The sequence below is a fragment of the Microbacterium sp. STF-2 genome (assembly GCF_034650155.1).
GTDB lineage: Bacteria > Actinomycetota > Actinomycetes > Actinomycetales > Microbacteriaceae > Microbacterium > Microbacterium maritypicum_A.
Genome location: NZ_JARKMW010000002.1, coordinates 917,150 through 936,536, shown reverse-complemented (window position 1 = coordinate 936,536; position 19,387 = coordinate 917,150). Strand labels below are relative to the sequence as shown.

21 protein-coding genes and 1 pseudogene are annotated in these 19,387 nt (G+C 70.3%); 14 read left to right on the top strand and 8 right to left on the bottom strand.

Features of this window, described 5'->3' with window-relative positions; translation table 11 throughout:
- Positions 1–28: 28 nt before the first annotated feature.
- Entirely contained in the window at positions 29–2,149 is a 2,121-nt protein-coding gene (locus MicroSTF_RS18350) for an APC family permease (protein WP_322957646.1), read from the bottom strand.
- An 83-nt stretch (positions 2,150–2,232) separates the two neighbouring features.
- Between MicroSTF_RS18350 and MicroSTF_RS18345 the strand changes: the two genes are divergently transcribed.
- Positions 2,233–3,339, top strand: coding sequence for a VanZ family protein (locus tag MicroSTF_RS18345; RefSeq protein WP_322957644.1), 1,107 nt, complete (start codon positions 2,233–2,235; stop codon positions 3,337–3,339).
- Between the two features lie 30 nt (positions 3,340–3,369).
- Here the strand turns inward: MicroSTF_RS18345 and MicroSTF_RS18340 are convergent, their stop codons facing one another.
- Positions 3,370–3,732, bottom strand: coding sequence for a nuclear transport factor 2 family protein (locus MicroSTF_RS18340; protein WP_029260060.1), 363 nt, complete (start codon positions 3,730–3,732; stop codon positions 3,370–3,372).
- A 107-nt stretch (positions 3,733–3,839) separates the two neighbouring features.
- Between MicroSTF_RS18340 and MicroSTF_RS18335 the strand changes: the two genes are divergently transcribed.
- The 5 genes from MicroSTF_RS18335 (at position 3,840) to MicroSTF_RS18315 (ending at position 7,683) form a co-directional block, all read left to right on the top strand.
- Complete coding sequence (locus MicroSTF_RS18335) at positions 3,840–4,595, top strand: GTP pyrophosphokinase family protein (protein ID WP_322957641.1); 756 nt, start codon at positions 3,840–3,842, stop codon at positions 4,593–4,595.
- Between the two features lie 106 nt (positions 4,596–4,701).
- Positions 4,702–4,989 carry a hypothetical protein gene (locus tag MicroSTF_RS18330; RefSeq protein ID WP_136023941.1) on the top strand — a complete coding sequence of 96 codons (288 nt, stop codon included), beginning with the start codon at positions 4,702–4,704 and terminating at the stop codon, positions 4,987–4,989.
- Positions 4,990–5,099: 110 nt separating this feature from the next.
- A complete protein-coding gene (locus MicroSTF_RS18325) occupies positions 5,100–6,722 on the top strand; it encodes a molybdopterin-dependent oxidoreductase (RefSeq protein ID WP_322957638.1) in 1,623 nt (540 codons plus the stop codon).
- A gap of 41 nt (positions 6,723–6,763) precedes the next feature.
- Complete coding sequence (locus MicroSTF_RS18320; RefSeq protein ID WP_029260056.1) at positions 6,764–7,252, top strand: MogA/MoaB family molybdenum cofactor biosynthesis protein; 489 nt, start codon at positions 6,764–6,766, stop codon at positions 7,250–7,252.
- Complete coding sequence (locus tag MicroSTF_RS18315) at positions 7,249–7,683, top strand: molybdenum cofactor biosynthesis protein MoaE (protein WP_029260055.1); 435 nt, start codon at positions 7,249–7,251, stop codon at positions 7,681–7,683. The genes MicroSTF_RS18320 and MicroSTF_RS18315 overlap by 4 nt, the downstream gene beginning before the upstream one ends.
- A 117-nt stretch (positions 7,684–7,800) precedes the next feature.
- Here the strand turns inward: MicroSTF_RS18315 and MicroSTF_RS18310 are convergent, their stop codons facing one another.
- The 4 genes from MicroSTF_RS18310 to MicroSTF_RS18295 are packed head-to-tail and all read right to left on the bottom strand — an operon-like array spanning position 7,801 to position 10,551.
- The gene (locus MicroSTF_RS18310; RefSeq protein ID WP_322957636.1) at positions 7,801–8,034 is read right to left on the bottom strand and encodes a MoaD/ThiS family protein; all 234 of its coding nucleotides are present in this window, start codon (positions 8,032–8,034) and stop codon (positions 7,801–7,803) included.
- On the bottom strand, positions 8,031–8,525 hold the full coding sequence (moaC, locus tag MicroSTF_RS18305) for a cyclic pyranopterin monophosphate synthase MoaC (RefSeq protein WP_322957634.1): 495 nt from the start codon (positions 8,523–8,525) through the stop codon (positions 8,031–8,033). Before moaC ends, MicroSTF_RS18310 begins: the two co-directional genes overlap by 4 nt.
- On the bottom strand, positions 8,522–9,757 hold the full coding sequence (gene glp / locus MicroSTF_RS18300; protein WP_322957632.1) for a gephyrin-like molybdotransferase Glp: 1,236 nt from the start codon (positions 9,755–9,757) through the stop codon (positions 8,522–8,524). The genes moaC and glp overlap by 4 nt, the downstream gene beginning before the upstream one ends.
- Positions 9,754–10,551, bottom strand: a complete 798-nt coding sequence (locus MicroSTF_RS18295; RefSeq protein WP_029265097.1) for a HesA/MoeB/ThiF family protein — start codon at positions 10,549–10,551, stop codon at positions 9,754–9,756. Before MicroSTF_RS18295 ends, glp begins: the two co-directional genes overlap by 4 nt.
- A 219-nt stretch (positions 10,552–10,770) precedes the next feature.
- Between MicroSTF_RS18295 and MicroSTF_RS18290 the strand changes: the two genes are divergently transcribed.
- Positions 10,771–11,796 carry a tellurite resistance/C4-dicarboxylate transporter family protein gene (locus MicroSTF_RS18290; RefSeq protein ID WP_029260050.1) on the top strand — a complete coding sequence of 342 codons (1,026 nt, stop codon included), beginning with the start codon at positions 10,771–10,773 and terminating at the stop codon, positions 11,794–11,796.
- Here MicroSTF_RS18290 and MicroSTF_RS18285 read toward each other — a convergent pair.
- A complete protein-coding gene (locus MicroSTF_RS18285; RefSeq protein WP_029260049.1) occupies positions 11,750–13,123 on the bottom strand; it encodes a D-alanyl-D-alanine carboxypeptidase family protein in 1,374 nt (457 codons plus the stop codon). The genes MicroSTF_RS18290 and MicroSTF_RS18285 overlap by 47 nt on opposite strands.
- A gap of 156 nt (positions 13,124–13,279) precedes the next feature.
- Between MicroSTF_RS18285 and MicroSTF_RS18280 the strand changes: the two genes are divergently transcribed.
- The 7 genes and pseudogenes from MicroSTF_RS18280 to MicroSTF_RS18250 form a co-directional block, all read left to right on the top strand.
- Complete coding sequence (locus MicroSTF_RS18280) at positions 13,280–13,672, top strand: TOBE domain-containing protein (RefSeq protein WP_021199267.1); 393 nt, start codon at positions 13,280–13,282, stop codon at positions 13,670–13,672.
- 1 nt (position 13,673) lies between these two features.
- Positions 13,674–14,450: a molybdate ABC transporter substrate-binding protein gene (gene modA / locus MicroSTF_RS18275; RefSeq protein WP_029265095.1), complete on the top strand. Its 777-nt coding sequence runs from the start codon at positions 13,674–13,676 to the stop codon at positions 14,448–14,450.
- Positions 14,451–14,452: 2 nt separating this feature from the next.
- Positions 14,453–15,235 (top strand): molybdate ABC transporter permease subunit, encoded by a 783-nt coding sequence (gene modB, locus MicroSTF_RS18270; RefSeq protein ID WP_167253762.1) that lies wholly within the window; start codon positions 14,453–14,455, stop codon positions 15,233–15,235.
- The gene (locus tag MicroSTF_RS18265; RefSeq protein WP_167253647.1) at positions 15,232–16,326 is read left to right on the top strand and encodes a sulfate/molybdate ABC transporter ATP-binding protein; all 1,095 of its coding nucleotides are present in this window, start codon (positions 15,232–15,234) and stop codon (positions 16,324–16,326) included. Before modB ends, MicroSTF_RS18265 begins: the two co-directional genes overlap by 4 nt.
- A 117-nt stretch (positions 16,327–16,443) precedes the next feature.
- Positions 16,444–17,538 carry a GTP 3',8-cyclase MoaA gene (gene moaA, locus MicroSTF_RS18260; protein WP_322957623.1) on the top strand — a complete coding sequence of 365 codons (1,095 nt, stop codon included), beginning with the start codon at positions 16,444–16,446 and terminating at the stop codon, positions 17,536–17,538.
- 58 nt (positions 17,539–17,596) lie between these two features.
- Positions 17,597–17,866, top strand: coding sequence for a hypothetical protein (locus tag MicroSTF_RS18255; RefSeq protein ID WP_029260046.1), 270 nt, complete (start codon positions 17,597–17,599; stop codon positions 17,864–17,866).
- A gap of 113 nt (positions 17,867–17,979) precedes the next feature.
- Positions 17,980–18,024, top strand: a pseudogene (locus MicroSTF_RS18250) (hypothetical protein); the annotation flags it as partial.
- A 105-nt stretch (positions 18,025–18,129) separates the two neighbouring features.
- Here MicroSTF_RS18250 and MicroSTF_RS18245 read toward each other — a convergent pair.
- Positions 18,130–19,344, bottom strand: coding sequence for an amidohydrolase (locus MicroSTF_RS18245; protein ID WP_021199259.1), 1,215 nt, complete (start codon positions 19,342–19,344; stop codon positions 18,130–18,132).
- Positions 19,345–19,387: the final 43 nt, after the last annotated feature.

Below are 19,387 nucleotides of genomic sequence, written 5' to 3'. Positions count from 1 at the left end.
GGCAGCAACTGCGACCGGAAGGCGGATCTCAGGCTTCGGGGGCGCCGTCCTGCGGCGGGCCGGCGGGGCGGTGGGCGCGACGGCCCGCCACCACGACCGGACGACCGGCACGCTCCTGACCGGGCAGCGGGCGGGAGCGGCGGCCGTAGATGAGCTCCGACGAGTCGAGCAGCCACGGCACGAGAGTGATCGACACCCCGTGCACGAGCATGAGCTGGTTGGCGAGACGGCGCGCGCGACGGTTGTGCAGGAACGACTCCCACCAGTGGCCGACGATGTACTGCGGCAGGTACACCGTCACGACCGACGAGCCGTGCTTCTCGCGGTACTGCTTGATGAACTGGGTCACCGGCTGCGCGAACGAGCGATACGGCGACTCGACGATCACGAGCGGGATCGGCACCAGGTGGTCGGCCCAGTCCTTCTGCAGCTGGGCCGCATCGTCGGAGGCCACGGCCACGTGCACCGCCAGCGTCTTGCCGTGCTTGGCCGCGATCGCGTAGTCGATGGCCTTCACGACGGGCTTCTGCAGTCGGTTGACGAGCACGATGGCGAGGTCGCCGGTCGCACCGAACTTCGTGGTGTCGTCGATCGCGATCTCATGCTCGACGTCGCGGTAGTACCGCTTCACCCCCAGCATCAGGAAGGCGAGGATCGGGATCGCGAAGAAGACCAGGTATGCGCCGTGCGTGAACTTGGTGATCGTCACGATGACCAGCACGAGCACGGTCATCGCGGCGCCCGTGGAGTTGATGATGAGTCCGACCTTCGCCGAGCGGCGGTCGGATGCCGAGGCGCCGTCGATCCCCGAGTCCTTCGTGCCCCCGACCGGTCCGCGCAGCACGCGTCGCCAGTGCCGCACCATGCCGATCTGTCCGAGCGAGAACGAGACGAACACGCCGATGATGTACAGCTGGATCAGCGTGGTCAGCTTCGCCTGGAAGATCACCAGCACCGCGATCGCCGCGATGCCGAGCAGGATCATGCCGTTCGAGAACACCAGGCGGTCACCGCGGGTGTTGAGCGACTTCGGCGCGTAGCCGTCGCGGGCGAGCACAGCGCCCAGCAGCGGGAAGCCGTTGAAGGCGGTGTTCGCGGCGAGCAGCAGCACGCACGCGGTCGCGGCCTGCACGATGAAGAACGCGATGCTGCCGCCGCCGAAGGTCGCTGCGGCGATCTGCGCCATCAGGCTGGGCTGCGGATTCGTGCAGTCGAAGCCGACGAGGTCGCACGGGTTCTCGGCATAGTGCACCCCGGTGATCAGGGCGAGGGCGGTGAGGCCGGCGAACAGGCAGATGGCGATCGACCCCATCAGCACGAGTGTCGACTGGGCGTTGCGCACCTTCGGGGCGCGGAAGGCGGGAACGCCGTTCGACACGGCCTCGACACCGGTGAGGGCGGAGCATCCGCTCGAGAACGCGCGCAGGATCAGCAGGATCACGGCCGCCTGGCCGAGGCTCTCGGCCTGCACCGAGAACTCGGCGCTCGAGGCGACAGGGGCGTCGCCCAGGAAGGTGCGGATCAGGCCGGTCACGATCATGATGCCGACCGAGCCGATGAACACGTACGTCGGGATCGCGAAGACCAGGGAGGCCTCGCGCACCCCGCGGAGGTTCACGACGATGATGAGGATCACGAAGCCGACGGCGAGCTCGACGCGGAACGGGTCGAGCCCCGGCACGGCCGAGATGATGTTGTCGACACCGGAGGCGACCGACACGGCCACGGTCAGCACGTAGTCGACCAGGAGCGCCGCGGCCACGATCACACCGGGGATCTCGCCGAGGTTCTTCGACGCGACCTCGTAGTCCCCACCGCCCGAGGGATAGGCCTTGATGAGCTGGCGGTAGCTGAGCACGACCACGATCAGCAGCACCACGACCGCGATCGCGACGAGCGGCGTGAACGACAGGAAGGTGAGCCCGCCGATCAGCAGGATCATCACCAGCTCCTGCGGGGCGTAGGCCACCGAGCTGAGCGCGTCGGACGCGAAGATGGGAAGAGCCATCCGCTTCGGGAGCAGCTGGTCGTCGACCTGCTGGCTCGTCAGCGGTTCTCCGATGAGGATGCGCTTGGCGAGCGGCGGTGAGTCCGCGCCCTCCCTGTTTTCGTCTGACACGTCCGGCGACACTACGCCTCCTGATGGCATCCTCACGCGATCCTCACGGAATCCCTACGGTGGGATGCGCGGTCCTCACGGAATCCTTACGCGCAAAGCTACACTGGCACGCGGTGGAAAATCAGGTGCTGCTCGGATTCATCGCGATCGCGATGGGGGCGGCTTTCGGCATCCTCCTGTTCGTGCCCTTCGTGGCGGTCAGCTATCGCCGACGCGGGCGACTCGGCCTCGGACGCACGCTGCTCTGGCTGTCGGCCCTGATCTATTTCTGGGCGGTCTGGACCTACACCCTGCTGCCGCTGCCCGACCCCGACACGATCCGCTGCGTCGGAGCGATCATCGATCCGATGTCGGTCGTGCGCGATGTGCAGAAGGCTTTCGCGGCCCCGGGCAATCCGCTGCGTCAGCCGGCTCTGCTGCAGCTGGTCTTCAACGTGCTGCTGTTCGTGCCGCTCGGCTTCTTCGTCCGAGTGCTCGCCGGTCGTGGGGTGCTCACGGCGCTCGCCGCCGGCTTCGGCCTGTCGCTGCTGGTCGAGACGACGCAGCTGACCGGCGTGTGGGGCGTGTACCCGTGCGCGTATCGCTTCTTCGACGTGGGCGACCTCATGACGAACACCCTCGGCGCGGTCATCGGCTGCATCGCGGCGATCCTCGTCCCGCGATCGCTGCGCGGCGTGAAGGTGAGCCCGGACGCTGATCGTCCCCGTCCGGTCAGCCGCGGCCGCCGCCTGCTCGCGATGCTGTGCGACTTCCTCGCCTACGGGTTCCTGAGCGTGGCGGCCGGGGTGACCGTGCAGGTGTGGCTGGAGTTCGTCGTGGACGACCGCGCCGCGGTGCTCGACGGCGCCCTCGCATCCGCCGCCGCCACCGTCGTCCCCTCAGCACTGTTCCTGGTGCTGATCCTGGTCGGCGGGCGCTCGGTGGGCGACATCGCGGTGCAGCTCCGATACGCGGGATCGCGCCTGCCCTCACCGTTCGCGCGGCTCCTGCGCTGGGCGGGCGGCATCGGCGGGATCAGCGCGCTGCAGCTGCCCGGCGGGTTCTTCGGCCTCGCGGCGGCAGTGCTGTTCCTCGCCGCGATCGTGCTGCCGTTCACGACACGTTACGGTCGCGGACTTCCCGGCGTCGTCTCCGGACAGCACCTCGTCGACGCGCGGGCGGGTGCCGCAGGCGCTGCGCCGAGCGCGCCCGCATCCGCTTCCCCTCCGCGCGACGCATGACCGACTGAGGGTCCGATGCACGCCGCGGGCTCAGCTCTCCGTGTGGGGACGCGGCATGTACCACTCGGTGAACTCCGTCGCCCGCCCGTCGGGAGCGAGCCGGATGATCCAGAGGTTGAGGTAGTCGCGTTCGGCCGGGTATTCCGTGCGCCCCTGGACGACCACGAAGCCGCCGACCTCGTGCAGGACCTCCCACTCGAACGTCCAGGAGCCCGGTTCATCGCCGTCGTCGATCCACCCGGAAACGATCGCCTCGCGCCCTACGCGCGGCTCCGAATCGGGGCTCGTGAGATATCGGGCGTCGTGCGTGAAGAGCGCTCCGATCCGCTCGGGATCGTTCGATCTCCATGCCTCGATGTAGGCCCCGGTCCAGTCCTCGCCTGCGGTCGTCATGTGCTCCGTTCTAGGCCGCGGGGGAGGCCGCGTCAACCCGTTCGCGAATCGTGAGGACATCGGGGATCCACAGCGGTTTCCGATCACGAACCCGTAACGTCGATGGCATGACGACTGTTCACGTCACCGAGGACACGATCAACCAGGCCCGCGAGCTGCGCGATGAGCTGCAGCGGTTCCTGCGCGAGTACGAGTTCGGGATGCGCGAGGTCGAGACGAAGATCTCGATCCTGCGCGACGAGTTCACGCACGACCACGCGTACAACCCGATCGAGCACGTGAAGAGCCGGCTGAAGTCGCCGGACAGCATCGTGGAGAAGATCGCCCGCAAGGGCATCGACGAACCCGACTTCGACCGCATCCGCGCGGAGATCACCGACATCGCCGGTGTGCGCGTGACCTGCAGCTTCGTCGCCGACGTCTACCGCCTGTTCGATCTGCTCACCGCGCAGGACGACGTCACGGTGCGCACGGTGAAGGACTACATCGCGCAGCCGAAAGCCAACGGCTACAAGAGCCTGCACGCGATCATCGAGGTGCCCGTCTTCCTGTCGACCGGTGCGCTCTCGGTACCGGTCGAGGTGCAGTTCCGCACGATAGCGATGGACTTCTGGGCCAGCCTGGAGCACAAGATCTACTACAAGTTCTCGAACCAGGTGCCCTCGCATCTCGTCGACAGCCTGTCGGATGCCGCGGATGCCGCCGCCGAGCTCGACAGTCGCATGGAGCGCCTGCACCGGGAGGCGCACGGCGTGCCGCAGCGTCAGCTCGCCCCGCCGCCCCCTCCTGCCCCGCCGTCGATCCCGGACGCCCCGCCGGCGGTCCCGGACGCCCCGACCGGCCCGCGCGTCGTCGGGGTCTGACCGAAGACGCGCCGAGCACCCGTCCACAACTCCGGAGAAGCTGCGGACGGGCGGCTCCCTGCGTGGCGGTGTTGCGACGGAGCCGCGGTGCTGGGAGCATCGGCGGGTGGTGAGAACGCAGGAAGCCGTGTCCGTGGACGCCGAGCACGACGTCGACGAGTTCGCGCGCGTCGACGACCTCGCCGGGCTCGATCGCGACCGGCAGCGGTGCGAGTGCGATCACGGCGACGACGACGGCTACCAGCCGTGCGGACGCAAGGCCAAGTGGCGCGTGACGGTCGACTGCGTCTGCGGCGAAGGCCACCCGCGCCGGGTCGAGATCCTGTGCTCCCGATGCATGCGGACACTGCGGAAGTTCCAAGGACGTGAGGCCGTCACCGTGCGCCGCCTCTGACCGTCGAGCCCGTCTGCCGCGGGATCATCCCATCCGATCGTGGTTCCGCTCCGAACAACGGGGGATCACACCGGCGACGGTGTCGACGTGACGTCGGACAGGAGACGACCATGGTGCAGCGCCGCAGTGGCAAGAGGTTCCTCGTCTGGGCCGCCCTCGCGGGCGTGATCGGCGGGGGCGTCTTCCTCGCCACGGCCGAGCTGTTCGCACTGCTCTTCGCGCGCGCAGCCAGTCCGATCCTCGCCGTGGGCGGGTTCGTGATCGACATCGTGCCGCAGCCCTTCAAGGAGTTCGCGATCGCCACGTTCGGCGAATACGACAAGATCGCCCTGCTCGCCGGCCTCGGACTGGCCGTGGTGATCGCCTCGGCGATCGCCGGCATCCTGCAGTTCGTACGGCCGCCGCTCGGCGTGATCGCTCTCGTGATCGCGGGTGCACTCTCGACCGCGGCGATCGTGACCCGGGCCGCCGTCGCTCCGCTCGCCTTCCTGCCCCCGGTCCTGGGAACCGTCGTGGGGTCGTTGGTCCTCGTGCTCCTGTGCCGTCGCCTGCGCGGATGGAGGGATTCCGTCGTCGGCGTCGAGAGCGAACGGAAGAGCGACACGTCGACCGCTGGAGACGAGATCGTCCGTGCCGACGACGAAGGAGAGTCCGTCCGCCCCGGAATCGACCGCCGCCGCTTCTTCGTCCTCGCCGCGCTCGCCGGGGCATCCGCACTGGTCGTGGGCATCACCGCCCGCACCGTGAGCATGGCGGTGTCGTCGGTCGAAGCGATCCGCGGTGCGCTCAAGCTGCCCTCCCCGAAGACCACGGTGACCGTGCCGCAGGGCGCCGAGCTCGACATCCCCGGGCTCAGCAAGCTGTTCACCCCGAACAAGGACTTCTATCGCGTCGACACCGCACTCACGGTGCCCTCGATCGATCCGGACACCTGGCGTCTGGTGATCGACGGGATGGTCGACCAGCGTGTGGAGATGAGCTTCCAGGACATCCTCGACATGGGCCTCGACGAGTACGCGATCACGCTCACGTGCGTCTCCAACGAGGTCGGCGGTGAGCTCGTCGGCAACGCGAAGTGGCTGGGGGTGCCGTTGCGCGACGTGCTCAAGAAGGCGGGAGTGAAGTCCGGCGCCGACATGGTGCTCTCGCGCAGCGTCGACGGCTACACCGCGAGCACCCCGCTCTCGGCGCTCACCGATGAGAACCTCGACGCCATCCTCGCCGTCGGGATGAACGGCGAACCGCTGCCCCTCGAGCATGGATTCCCGGTGCGGATGGTCGTGCCCGGCCTCTACGGATACGTGTCGGCGACCAAGTGGCTCACCGAGCTCAAGGTCACCACCTTCGCCCAGGACGAGGCGTACTGGACTCCCCGGGGCTACAGCGCGGAGGCCCCGATCAAGTTCGCCTCGCGCGTCGACACCCCCAAGATCGGCGAGGCGGTCGACGCCGGGAAGATCCCGATCGCCGGAGTCGCCTGGGCGCAGTCGGTCGGTATCGAGCGCGTGGAGGTCAGCATCGACGACGGGGACTGGATGCCGGCGACGCTGTCGACCCCGATCAACGACGACACCTGGGTGCAGTGGTTCATGGAGTGGGATGCCACGCCCGGCACGCACTACGTCGCCGTGCGTGCGATCAACAAGAACGGCGATCTGCAGATCCAGGAGCGTGCGCCGATCGCACCGAACGGTTCGTCGGGCTGGCAGCGTTCACTCATCCGGGTCAACTGAGAGCCGTGCGCGGTCGGCCGCTCGGGCCTAGTGTGGGAGACATGGGCCCGCTCCCCGCACTCGTGATCACCGTCTCGGACCGATCATTCTCCGGAGAGCGCGAGGATCGCGGAGGTCCGATCGCCGTGGGCCTGCTCCGCGATGCCGGATGGCACTGTCCCGACGCCGAGATCGTCGCCGACGGCGCGGGTTCGGTGGCGGACGCTCTGCGCCGGGCCGTCGCCCGCGGCATCCGGCTGGTGGTGACCACCGGGGGAACCGGTGTCGGTCCGCGTGACCTGACCCCCGAGGGGACGCGGCGCGTGATCACCCGAGAGATCCCCGGGATCGCCGAGGAGCTGCGTCGCAGCGGACTCGCCGACACCCCGCTGTCCGTGCTGTCACGCGGGCTCGCCGGCATCGTCGATCCTGACGGCACGCTCGTCGTGAACCTTCCCGGTTCGCCGCGGGCCGTCGCCTCCGGCGTCCCCGTGGTGCTCGGCGTCGCCGGGCACATCCTGGATCAGGTGAAGGGCGGAGACCACTCATGAACGACGTGCGCATCGCAGCGGTATCGGAGGAGCGACTCGATCTCGACGCGCACCTCGCCGCGGTCGAAGACCCTCGACTGGGGGCCGTGACGACCTTCGTCGGGCGGGTGCGCGACAACGACCCCGACGCCGAGACACCCGTGGTCGGGCTGGAGTACAGCGCTCACCCCGATGCGGAGGCGACGCTGCGGCGGATCGCCGAGCAGGCCGGTGCCGGCGCGGAAGCCCCCGCCGTGGTGGCCGTGAGCCATCGCATCGGACGCCTCGACGTGGGCGATGCGGCCGTGGTGATCGCGGTCGCCTCCGAACACCGTGCCGAGGCTTTCGAGGTGTGCCGGGCGGTCATCGAGGCGATCAAGAGCGACCTCCCCGTCTGGAAGCGTCAGCTCGAGGTCGACGGGACGTCGTCGTGGAAGGGCATCGGCGGCTGAGCCGCGGGGCCAGCCGTCGTACCTGACGCGCCAGCTGCATGAGCTCTTGCCGCGTGCAGGAGGAAACGCCGGTCATCGGTCCTGCAAGCGGCCAGCGTTCCTGCAGGCGGCGTGTGGTCATCCACCCGCGAAGGGCGGGAGCACGTCGATGAGGTCCGCGTCGTCGAGGACGAGGTCGCCGTCGGTGCGCACCCCGTCGACGAGCACCGCGCAGCGCGGCAGGATGTCGACGAGGGCCGGATGGTCGGCGACGACCGCCGCGCGCAGGGCGACGAGTGACCGCTCCCCGCGCTCCTCGACGTCGGTTCCCGCAGCCTCCGCAGCAGCGGCGAAGTAGCGCACCCGCGTCATCGGGGGTCTCCGGGGTCTGCCTCGCCCGGACGGACCCAGTCGCCGGAACGGCCGCCCGACTTCGCCACGATCCGCACGTCTTCGATCACGACGGCGCGGTCGACGCCCTTGATCATGTCGACGATCGCGAGGGCGGTGACCGACACGGCCGTCAGCGCCTCCATCTCGACACCGGTGCGGTCGGCGGTGCCCACCGTCGCCTCGATGCACACGCCGTCGTCGACGATCTCGAGGTCGACGCTCGCCCGATGCACGCCGATCACGTGTGCCAGCGGCAGCAGCGCGGGGGTGGACTTGGCCGCCTGGATGCCCGCGATGCGTGCCACGGCGAGCACGTCGCCCTTCGGCACGGTGCCATCGCGGAGGGCGGTGATCACGTCGGGGCTGCAGCGGACGAAGCCTCGGGCCGTCGCGGTGCGCACGGTCGGCTGCTTCGCGGTCACGTCGACCATGTGCGCGCGGCCCGCCGCGTCCAGGTGAGGAAAGCTCATCCGACCAGCATGACATCGATGACGTCGCCCACGGCCACGGTCTCGACCTCGGCCGGCACGATCGCGAACGCGTGCGCACGGGCGAGTCCGCCCGCGAGGTGCGATCCCGATCCGCCGGCGGTGGCCGGGCGGACGGTGCGGGCCGCGAGGTCGACGACGGCGGGAAGGTACTGGCGTCGGCCCGGCGGCGGCGTCCATGATGCGTCGGCGGTGAACGCGGCGCGCGGTCGGTGGATCGCGGAGCGCCCCTGCATCGCGAGCAGGGCGGGGCGCACGAACACCTCGAACGACACCGCCACGCTCACGGGGTTGCCCGGCAGTCCGAATACCAGAGACCCGTTCTCGAGCACCCCGAAGGCCTGCGGTTTGCCCGGTTGCATGGCCACCGCGGCGAATTCGACCTGTCCGCCGCCGTCGAAGGCCCCACGCACCGGCTCGTAGGCGCCCGCGCTCACGCCGCCGGTGAACACGATCACATCGGCTCCGCGCGCGACGGCCTCGGCGGTCACGGCTCGGACGGCGTCGGCCTCGTCGGGAACTCGCGCGACCAGCACCACCTCGGCGTCGGCTGCGGCGACCAGCTGTTCGAGCAGAGGACCGTTCGAGTCGGGGATGCGTCCGCGGGCGGGGGCTTCGCCCGGCGCGAGCAGTTCGCTGCCCGTCGACACCACGGCCACGCGCGGAGCCCGCGTCACCGAGACCTCGACGATGCCGGCCGCGACTGCGGCGGCGAGCTGGAAGGGTCCGAGGCGCTCGCCGGCGTGCACGACTTCGTCGCCGGCGCGCAGGTCGGCTCCGCGTCGGCGCACGAACACTCCGGGCTTGGCCGGGGCGTGCAGCACCGTCACCTCGCCGAGGGAGTCGGCGAGACCGCCGGCCGTGTCCTCGAAGGGCACGATCACGTCGGCATCGGTGGGGGTGGGCGAGCCGGTCATGATGCGTGCGGCTTCGCCGACGCCGAGCGCAGGGTCGAGGGCGACTCCGGCGGGCAGGTCGGCGACCACGCGCAGGGTGACCGGATTCTCCTCGGACGCGTCGGCGACATCCGCACCTCGTACCGCGAAGCCGTCCATGGCGGAGTTGTCGAACAGGGGGATGTCGTGGGCGGCGGCTGCGGCAGCGGCGAGCGTGCGCCCCGCGGCAGCCGCCACCGGCCGTGTCTCGTGCTCGATGACGTGGACGGCATCGAGCACGCGCGCGAGCTGTTCCTCGACCGTGCGGCGGCCGGTCATGCGCGGGCCCCCGCGGTGGCCTCCGGGGTCGTGGCGGTTGCCGGGCGGATCACGATCTCGTGCTGCCGGGACGTGAGCGCATCGACCATCGCGAGTCGTCCGAGCAGCGGCTCGCCTGCGCCCGTCACGAGTTTGATCACCTCGCCGGCGAGCATCCCGCCGACCTGCACGCACAGGGCGCCGAGCACACCGACCTGGGCGCAGCTGGGGGGTTCGCCCTCGGTGCCGACCGGGAAGAGGTCGGCGAGCACGACCGGCTCTCCCGCGGGCGGGTCCGACCAGAAGACCGTGGCCTGCGCGTGCCACTCCTGCACAGCTCCCCACACGAGGGGAAGTCCGAGCGCTTCGCAGGCGGCGGCCACCTCACGACGAGTCGCGAACGTGTCGCTCGTGTCGACCACCACGTGGGCGCCCGTGAGCAGGCGCTCGGCATTGGACGCATCCAGGCGCTCGGGGGCCGGGGTCACGACGGTGTGCGGGGCGAGGGCGGTGATGGCGCGTGCGGCCGATGCGGTCTTGCGCGTCCCGATGTCCTCCACCCGGTGCGCGAGCTGACGCTGCAGATTGGTGAGCTCCACCACGTCGTCGTCGATCACCGTGAGCGATCCGACCCCGGCGGCGGCCAGGGCGAGGAGCACAGGGGATCCGAGTCCGCCAGCGCCGACGATCGTGACGTGAGCGGCGTTGAGGCGGCGCTGTCCCTCCTCGCCGATGCCGGCGAGCACCGCGTGCCGCGCCGTACGGACGAGTTCTTCCGGCTCCAGCACGGGAGCGGGGGCGACGAGAGGCTGCATGGACTCAGCGTATGCCCGTCGGATCGCGACGTCGCGGCTCGCCTGATCGTGCCGCGGCGGATGTTCTGACATCCTCGACTGCAGGGGCACGCGGTACCGCGGCCGACATCGGTGACGATCTTCGAGAGGTGTCGGATGGTGGACTGCGGCGAGAAGACGGGCGCGGAGCAGGGGACCCTCGCCCGCATGCCGCAGGAGTACCGGCGGTCGATCTGAGTGATGTCCGTGCGCACGATGATCGAACGGCTTCCGCCCGCGGGATTCTCCTTCGTGATGGCGACCGGCATCGTCGGCACCTCTTTCGTCGCGATCGGACTGTCCCCGATCGGGGCCGTGGCGTTCGTGCTCGCCGTCGGCGGGTATGCGCTCCTGCTGATCGCCACCGTCGCGCGCGTGCTCCTGGCGCCGGCCGCCGTGCTCCGTGACGCCGGTGACCCGGGCCGCGCATTCGGGTTCTTCACGATCGTGGCGGCGACCGGGGTCACCGCCACCTTGGGTGCGTCGCTCGGGGCCGAGGGGATCCTCCCCGTCGCCCTCGCCCTGGAAGCGCTGCTCTGGGCGCTTCTGACGTACGGGATGCTGCCGTGGCTCGTCACGCACGCTTCCCGGCGGCCCCTGCTCCGCACGGTCGACGGCGGGTGGTTCCTCCTCGTCGTCGCCACCCAGTCGCTGTCGGTCCTGACGAGCGCGACCGCCGGAGGGCACCCCCTGCTGGGCCTTGCGGCGTTCGCGCTCTGGTGCCTGGGGATCGTTCTGTATCTGCTTCTCATGGCGGCGGTGACGGTGCGGCTGCTCGGCCAGGAGATCGCTGCGATCGACGTCGCGCCGACCGCATGGGTGCTGACGGGATCGACCGCGATCTCCACACTGGCCGCCGCGCGTCTGCTGACGGCAGACTCCGCCGTCCTCCCCGGCACGGAGGGAGCGGTCACCGTCGTGGCGATGGCGCTCTGGTCGTTCGGAACGTTCCTCATCCCGTTCCTCGTGGGGCTCGGCATCCGGGATCTCCGCACGCGTCCGGGCGCGCGTCGGTTCACCGTGGGGTGGTGGAGCATCGTCTTCCCGATCGGCATGTACGCCACCGCGACCATCGCCCTCGGCAGGGCCGCAGGCGTCGGGGAGCTGGTCGCCGTCGGCACGCTCGCGGTGTGGTGCGGTGCTGTCGCCTGGGTGCTGGTCAGCATCCTGGCGATCGGTCTCAGCGTCGAGCGTCTGCGATCGAACCGAGCTGCGACGGGTGGGTGAGGCGCCACCACTCGGACGGCTGCTCGATGCTCCCCTTGATCTCGACCGGAGCGGTGACCGTGTTCGGGCCGGCGGTCCAGGTGACGGTGCCCACGGTGGAGCCGTCCCGATAGGTCGGCGGCGTCTCGATGTCCATCGTCACGGTGATCGGCGTGTCCGACCACGTGAAGATCGACGCCGCCTCGCCGATGACCAGGCGGGCGGAGGAGCCCCACGGCGTCGAGATCGTCCCGACCTCCTGGTCGGGGGTGGCGACGGGCACCTCGTGGAAGCCGGAGCGGACGCCGTCCAGGGCGGCGAGCACACCGGCATTCACCGAATCGCGTGACGACCCTCCGAGGATCACGCCGGTCACGGCCAGCGGATCGGTGGTGCCCACGACGAGGGTGGCCGTGTACAGCAGGCTGTAGGTGCCTTCGCCGAGGGTGCCGGTCTTCAGTCCCGTGATCCCGCTGGTGCCGAGAAGGCCGTTGGTGTTGTAGAGCAGGCCCGCTCCGGGGAGCGTGATCGACGGGGTGGCGACGATCTGGGCGATCACCGGGTTCGCGGCGGCGAGCTTTCCGATGGCCACGAGATCGACAGGCGTGCTCGTGTTGCGCGGGCTGATGCCGGTGGGTTCGGTGATGGTCGTGCCGGTCAGTCCTTGGGCGGCGAGCCAATCCCGCGTCGCGCCCAGGAACGCGCTCTGCGACCCGAAGACGTGCGACGACAGCGCCTCGGCATAGTTGCTCGCCGAGGGGATCAGCATGGCCGCCAGGGCATCGCGCAGCGACATCGACGTGCCGGTGGGCATCGGCGCGATCGTGGCGCCCTGCACGTAGTACCGGTCGTAGAGGTCGTGGTCGGCCTTGCCGAACGTGATGGTGGGGCCGGGGTCATCGACGGAGGCGAGCGGCGACGCGTCGAGGATGACGAGTGCGGTGATGAGCTTGGTGATGCTCGCGATGGGCAGGGGTTCGCCGGTCCCGCTCGACGACCAGATGCCACTCGCCCCCTCGCCCAGATAGGCGTCCGCGCCGGCGATGCTGATCGCTGACGCACCCGCCGGTGGCGTGGTGATCGCCGCCGCATCGACGGCCGGGACCTGCGGCGTCTGCGTGGTCACCGCCGGCGGATCCACGGGCGCGGTGAGCGCCCACCCGATGTAGCCACCGGCGGCAGCCAGCAGCAGGAAGATGCAGGCCCCGGTGATGATGAGCCCCCGCCGCCTGCGCTTTCGGCGCACCTCCGGATCGATCCGATCACGGGGGGAGAGGAACTCCTGCTCGTGGGACATCAGTTCAGCGAACTCGGAGAGGTCGTCCGCCGGTGGATTCGGTGCCGTCATGGTGACACTCATCTTGGCCGACCCCTGCCGCACGCGCTATCGGCCATTCGGCGGACACAGGAACGGTCCGTCGACGTGCGGAGCGGAAGGGGTATGGATCATTGCAGACTCGGAGATTTTCGAGGAAAATCTCCGCTTCTGCGGTAGATTCTCTCCATGCAGACGTATCGGATCGCTCGCGCAGCGCAGCTGCTCGGCGTGAGCGACGACACCGTCCGGCGTTGGATCGAACAGGGGCTGCTTCCGGTCACCGATGCCGTGCCCGCCGAGATCCCCGGCGATGCCGTCGCGGAACGGGCCGTCGCGCTCGCGGAGGAGGCGAAGAGTGCCGGAGATGTGCTCTCCAGCGCGCGCAACCGCTTCGTGGGAATCGTCACCCGGGTGCAGATCGACGGGCTGATGGCGCAGGTCGACATCCAATCCGGTCCTCATCGCGTGGTCTCGCTGATGTCTGCCGAGGCCGCGCGCGAACTGCACCTCGGGGTCGGCGCGCTCGCCACCGCCTCCGTCAAGGCGACCCAGGTCGTGGTCGAAGTACCGAAAGGCTGACATGAACCGCACGCTCCGCGCCGCCGCCGTCCTCGCCGCCGCCGCGCTCGCCCTCACCGGCTGTGCGGGTGGCGCCGCGAGCACTCCCTCCCCGTCGGCGACGGCGGAGAAGAGCGGTGTGAGCGGAGAGCTCACGGTCTATGCCGCCGCATCGCTCAGCGGGGCTTTTGATGCGATCGGCGAGGCGTTCACCGCCGAGAACCCCGACGTGCGGTTCACACCCGTCTACGACGGCTCGTCGACCCTCGTCACACAGATCCTCGAAGGAGCACCGGCCGACGTGTTCGCGTCCGCCGACGAGGCGAACATGGACAAGGCGGCGGATGTGGCGGTCGATCCGACGCTGTTCGCCTCCAACACCCTCGTGATCGCGGTGCCGGCGGGCAACCCGGGCGAGGTGGAGACCCTCTCCGATCTCGCCGACGTGACCACGGTGCTGTGTGCGCCCGAGGTGCCGTGCGGTGCGGCCGCCGCGAAACTGCTCTCGACAGCGGGCGTGACGGTCGACGCCGCCAGTCTCGAGCAGAACGTCACGGCCGTGCTCACGAAGGTTGCCGCCTCCGAGGCCGATGCCGGGCTCGTGTACGCCACCGATGTGATCGGACGTGACGACGTCGAGGTGATCGTGCCCGACGGTGCCGACGACGTCGTCAACCACTACCCGATCGCCGCGCTGGCCGATGCGCCGAACGCCGAGGCGGCCGATGCGTTCGTGACGTTCGTGCTGTCGGACGCGGGTCAGAAGATCCTGGCGGACTTCGGCTTCGGGGCCCCGTGAGCGTGACCGGCGCACGTGGATACGCTCCGCGCGCGCTCGCTGTTCCGGCCCTCATCGGACTGTCGTTCCTCATCCTGCCGCTGACCGCACTCGTGGCGCGGGTGCAGTGGTCGACCTTCTTCGCCGATGTGACGTCGGAGGCCGCGCTCTCGGCGCTCCTGCTTTCGCTGTGCACGGGCCTGCTGGCCACCGTGCTGTGCATCGTCGTCGGGGTGCCGCTCGCGCTCTACATCGCCCGCTCCGGGCCCCGCCTGGCCGCGGTGCTGCGTGCCATCGTCACGGTGCCGCTGGTGCTGCCCCCCATGGTGGGCGGCGTCGCGCTGCTCTACCTGTTCGGGCGCGCGGGGTGGCTCGGCGGGCTCGGCCTGTCGTTCAGCACCCCGGCTGTCGTGCTGGCACAGACATTCGTCGCCCTGCCCTTCCTGGTGCTGGCCGTCGAAGGCGCGGTGCGCACCTCGGGCGTCGACTACGAGCGCACAGCGGCAGCGCTCGGAGCCGGACGATGGACGATCCTGCGCCGCATCACCCTGCCGCTCGCCGCGCCGGGCATCGTCGCCGGCGTCGTGCTGTGCTTCGCGCGGGCCATCGGCGAGTTCGGCGCGACGGCGCTGTTCGCCGGGAACCGGCCGGGAGTCACCCAGACGATGCCGCTCGCGATCTACACCGCGTTCAACGGTGCCGGAGTGTCGCAGGGCACGGCGGTCGCCCTCGCCCTGCTGCTGCTCGCCACCGCGATCATCGTGCTGCTGCTCGTGCGCGGCTGGCGACCGGGGGCGGCGCGATGACCCTGGCGAACGGTCTGCCGGCCGAGCGCCGCGCCGCCGTCGAACCGGGACTGCGCGCCGACATCGTGGTCGAGCGCGAGCACTTCGCCGTCGAGGTCGCCGTGCAGGCCGCAGTCGGCGAGACGGTCGCCGTCATGGGACCGAGCGGCGCGGGAAAGTCGACGCTGCTGCAGGCCCTCGCGGGACTCGAGCCACTGACCGCCGGGCAGATCGACGTCGCGGGACGCGTGGTCGACCGCGTGTCCGCGCCCCGCGTGCGGACCACGCCGATGAATCGGGGCATCGTGCTGCTGGGACAGGATGCACGGCTGTTCCCGCATCTCTCGGTGCGCGAGAACGTGGCCTTCGGCCCCCGAGCTGCCGGGGCGGATGCCGGCTCGGCACGCGACCTTGCGGACGAATGGCTCGCGCGCGTGGGACTCCGCGGTGCCGGCGGACGGATGCCCCGCGAGCTCTCCGGCGGGGAGGGGCAACGCGTCGCGGTCGCCCGGGCGCTCGCCGCGTCCCCGCGCGCGGTGCTGCTCGACGAGCCGCTGGTGGCGCTCGACCCGGCGACGGCCGGCGACATCCGACAGATGTTGCGTGATCAGCTGGCCGGGATCACCACGATCGCGGTCACGCACGATGCCGCGGATGCCGTCGCACTGGCGGAGCGGCTCGTGATCATCGAGGCCGGTCGGGTCACACAGAGCGGACCGGTGCGCGCCGTCCTGTCGGCTCCGGCTTCCGAGTTCGTCGCGTCGATCGCGGGGGTCAATCGCGTGGCGGGGGTCGCCGCGGGCGGCGCCTGGCGGAACGGAGATCTGCACCTCACGACCACGGATGCCGGCTCGCTCGCGCTCGCCGCAGTCGACGGCACCCCTCTCGCTGCGGTCTTCCGCCCCGAGCACGTGCGCGTCGTCGACGCCGCGGATCCGGATGCCTGGCGCACCGAGGTCACGCGACTCGAGCCCACCCTCGCCGGTGTGCGCGTGCAGACCGCGGGATGCGCCGTCGATGTCTCCCTCGCCGACGCTGCCGTGCTCGCGCCGGGAGATGCGGTCCACCTGCGGGTAGACCCCGCGCACGTGAGCTTCGTGCCCGTGCTCTGACGAAGTCGCCGCCGACGCTTCCGGACACTGGCAATCTGCCGGTCGTCGCCACGAAACCGGCCCTGCCCCGGTCGTCGCGGGTTACTCTCAAAAGATGACGGGGAGTGGGGAAGCGCCATGGCGGCCGTACCGGTCGTGATCGGTGTGCGCGCGCCGCGCGTCGATCCGTCTCCGCAGGCCGCCTCTCTCGCAGGAATCGGCGGAGGTCTCGTCGACACGCACGGCCGGGTGCATCGCGATCTGCGCATCTCGCTCACCGATCGCTGCTCCCTGCGCTGCACGTACTGCATGCCCGAGCAGGGCAACGAGTGGCTCGCCCGCACGAGCATCCTCTCCACCGACGAGATCGTCGAGGTGGCCGAAGTGGCCGCGGCCCTCGGCATCCGCACCTTCCGGCTCACCGGCGGCGAGCCGCTGCTGCGGACCGACATCGTCGAGGTGGTGAGGCGAATCTCCCGCATCGAGGGGGAGGAGGGCCCCGTCGAGGTCGCGATGACCACCAACGGCATCAGCCTCGCCCAGAAGCTCCCGGCCCTGATCGATGCCGGGCTCACTCGCCTCAACATCAGCATCGACACGGTCGATCGTCAGCGCTTCGCCGACCTGACCCGGCGCGACCGCCTCGACGATGTGTTCGAGGGCATCGCTGCGGCTGCGGCATCCGAGCTCCGCCCGCTCAAGCTCAACGCGGTCGCGATGCGCGGCGTCAACGACGACGAGCTGGTCGACCTCGTGGAGTTCGCGATGAGCGTCGGCGCGCAACTGCGATTCATCGAGCAGATGCCGCTCGACGCCGGACACACCTGGGACCGGGCCTCGATGGTCACGCGCGAGGAGATCCTCGCGTCGCTCGGGGAACGCTGGCGTCTCGATCCGGTCGAGGGTCGGGGAGGCGCACCCGCCGAGAAGTGGCGGATCGACGGCGGCCCGCATGAGGTCGGTGTGATCGCCTCGGTCACGGCCCCGTTCTGCGGCGCCTGCGACCGCCTGCGGCTGACGGCAGACGGCCAGCTGCGCAACTGCCTCTTCTCGCTCGCCGAGTACGACCTGACCGGGCTGCTGCGCGGAGAGTCGGCCTCCGCCCCGGGCGAGCGCGCCGATGAGATCGCCGCACTGCTGCGCTCGTGCGTGCACGGAAAACTGCCGGGACACGCGATCGACGACCCCTCCTTCCTGCAACCCGCTCGCGGGATGAACGCCATCGGCGGCTGACCACCGCGGCTCCCGTGCAAGGGGTCGTCGGTTCCGATTCGCGCTACGGTCGATCTCGATGACCACCACCACTGTCACCCCCGATTCCCGGATCGACGAAGAGCTCGACGAACTGCCGGTGCTCGATCGCGGCGACCTGCGCTGTGAGTGCAACCACGGCACGGGTGACGACTACCGGGCGTGCGGAGACAAGGCGAGGTGGCGGGTCACGATCGTGTGCACCTGCGGTGGCGGGCACCCGCGTCGGGTCGAGCTGCTGTGCACGCAGTGCCTGGCCAATCGGCGCCGCGATCTCGAGCGCGAGTCGATCACGATCCGCCCGGTCTGAGCGTGGGGCCGCAGCGGCTTCCTATTTCGTATACACACATCGGTGCGGCTCGACGCATCCGCCATCGCCGCCCTGACGGCGCGCGCTGAGGCCGAGGAGTCACCACGCGCTCCGAGGCGATTCGTGCCGCAGTGCGCGAGTGGGCACACGTTGCCTGAACTGCGCGGATCAGCCCGCACGCACTACCGACGTGACCAACGCGACGAACTCTAAGTCGTCCCCGTCCATCGTCATGTCCGGGGTGAGCGCATCGCCCCGGAACTCTACGCGAGGAACTCCCGGGCGGCGGCCGACAGCGCGGTGACGCCGACCTCGATCGTCGGGTGGATCTCCGGCGCGAAGAACGGCGAATGGTTGGTGGGGATGTCCTCGCCCAGGCGGCCCGCGGCGACGGCCTCGGCGAACCGGGCCGGGTCGATCCCGCCCCAGAACCAGAACACGAGGGGTGCTCCGGCATCACGGGCGAACCAGGAGACGTCTTCACTGCCGGTGAACATGCCCGGGTCGATCACGGCCGCCTCGCCCAGGGCGCGCTGCAGCGCCGCGGTGACCCGCACGGTGGCATCCTCATCGTTGATGGTGGCGGGGAGCGTATGGTCGGTGCGGATCTCGGGCTCCCGCTCGGCCCCCGAGGCCGTGGCCTCCGCCCGCACGATGCGCTCGACGCTCGCGAGCACCTTGTCGCGCGTCTCCTCGTTCGGATAGCGCAGGCTGAGCTCGAGCTTCGCCTCGGCGGGGATGATGTTGTTCTTGAGGCCCGCGTGGATCGATCCCACGGTCACGACGGCGACGCCCTGCGGGTCGATCTCGCGCGAGGCGATGGTCTGCAGGCGCATCACGGTGGCGGCAGCCATGACGACGGGGTCGATCGTGGCATGCGGGCGCGAGCCGTGTCCGCCGCGGCCGTGCAGGGTGACGGTGAGTCCGTCAGAGGCGGCCATCTGCGTGCCGCTGCGCACGCCGATCACGCCGGCGGGCAACGGAGTCACGTGCTGGCCGAGCACCACGTCGGGCTTCGGATAGCGGTCGAGGATCCCGTCGTCGAGCATCGCCCGCGCTCCGGCGCCGTACTCCTCGGCAGGCTGGATCAGCACGACGAGGGTCCCCGACCAGTCGGATCGCTCGGCGACGAGCTTCTCGACCGCACCGATCATGGCGGTGACGTGCATGTCGTGACCGCAGGCGTGCATGACGGGAACGGTGGTGCCCGCGGGGTCGACGCCCTTCGCCGTGCTCGCGTAGGACAGACCGGTCTGCTCCTCGACGGGCAGTGCGTCCATGTCGGCTCGCACCCAGACGACCGGGCCTTCGCCGTTGCGCAGCACTCCGACCACGCCGGTCACCCCGACGCCCTCCTCGACCTCGAGCCCCAGATCGCGCAGGTGCTGGGCGGCGATGCCGGCGGTGCGCGTCTCCTGGAACGAGAGCTCAGGATGCTGGTGCAGGTCGATGTAGAGCGCTTCGAGGTCGATCGTCATGGCCCGAGCCTAGCCCGGCCGGCGGTCGTTGCCGAGGGCCCGC

Bases quoted from the DNA above. Each gene is read 5' to 3' on its own strand.
- MicroSTF_RS18295 (WP_029265097.1), bottom strand. From the start codon at position 10,551: ATGCAGCCTCTCGTCGCCCCCGCTCCCGTGCTGGAGCCGGAAGAACTC.
- MicroSTF_RS18340 (WP_029260060.1), bottom strand. From the start codon at position 3,732: ATGACGACCGCAGGCGAGGACTGGACCGGGGCCTACATCGAGGCATGG.
- MicroSTF_RS18320 (WP_029260056.1), top strand. From the start codon at position 6,764: ATGGGCCCGCTCCCCGCACTCGTGATCACCGTCTCGGACCGATCATTC.
- MicroSTF_RS18290 (WP_029260050.1), top strand. From the start codon at position 10,771: ATGTCCGTGCGCACGATGATCGAACGGCTTCCGCCCGCGGGATTCTCC.
- MicroSTF_RS18325 (WP_322957638.1), top strand. From the start codon at position 5,100: ATGGTGCAGCGCCGCAGTGGCAAGAGGTTCCTCGTCTGGGCCGCCCTC.
- modA (WP_029265095.1), top strand. From the start codon at position 13,674: ATGAACCGCACGCTCCGCGCCGCCGCCGTCCTCGCCGCCGCCGCGCTC.
- MicroSTF_RS18255 (WP_029260046.1), top strand. From the start codon at position 17,597: ATGACCACCACCACTGTCACCCCCGATTCCCGGATCGACGAAGAGCTC.
- moaA (WP_322957623.1), top strand. From the start codon at position 16,444: ATGGCGGCCGTACCGGTCGTGATCGGTGTGCGCGCGCCGCGCGTCGAT.
- MicroSTF_RS18245 (WP_021199259.1), bottom strand. From the start codon at position 19,344: ATGACGATCGACCTCGAAGCGCTCTACATCGACCTGCACCAGCATCCT.
- MicroSTF_RS18315 (WP_029260055.1), top strand. From the start codon at position 7,249: ATGAACGACGTGCGCATCGCAGCGGTATCGGAGGAGCGACTCGATCTC.
- MicroSTF_RS18350 (WP_322957646.1), bottom strand. From the start codon at position 2,149: ATGCCATCAGGAGGCGTAGTGTCGCCGGACGTGTCAGACGAAAACAGG.
- MicroSTF_RS18285 (WP_029260049.1), bottom strand. From the start codon at position 13,123: ATGACGGCACCGAATCCACCGGCGGACGACCTCTCCGAGTTCGCTGAA.
- MicroSTF_RS18265 (WP_167253647.1), top strand. From the start codon at position 15,232: ATGACCCTGGCGAACGGTCTGCCGGCCGAGCGCCGCGCCGCCGTCGAA.
- MicroSTF_RS18280 (WP_021199267.1), top strand. From the start codon at position 13,280: ATGCAGACGTATCGGATCGCTCGCGCAGCGCAGCTGCTCGGCGTGAGC.
- MicroSTF_RS18310 (WP_322957636.1), bottom strand. From the start codon at position 8,034: ATGACGCGGGTGCGCTACTTCGCCGCTGCTGCGGAGGCTGCGGGAACC.
- glp (WP_322957632.1), bottom strand. From the start codon at position 9,757: ATGACCGGCCGCCGCACGGTCGAGGAACAGCTCGCGCGCGTGCTCGAT.
- MicroSTF_RS18335 (WP_322957641.1), top strand. From the start codon at position 3,840: ATGACGACTGTTCACGTCACCGAGGACACGATCAACCAGGCCCGCGAG.
- moaC (WP_322957634.1), bottom strand. From the start codon at position 8,525: ATGAGCTTTCCTCACCTGGACGCGGCGGGCCGCGCGCACATGGTCGAC.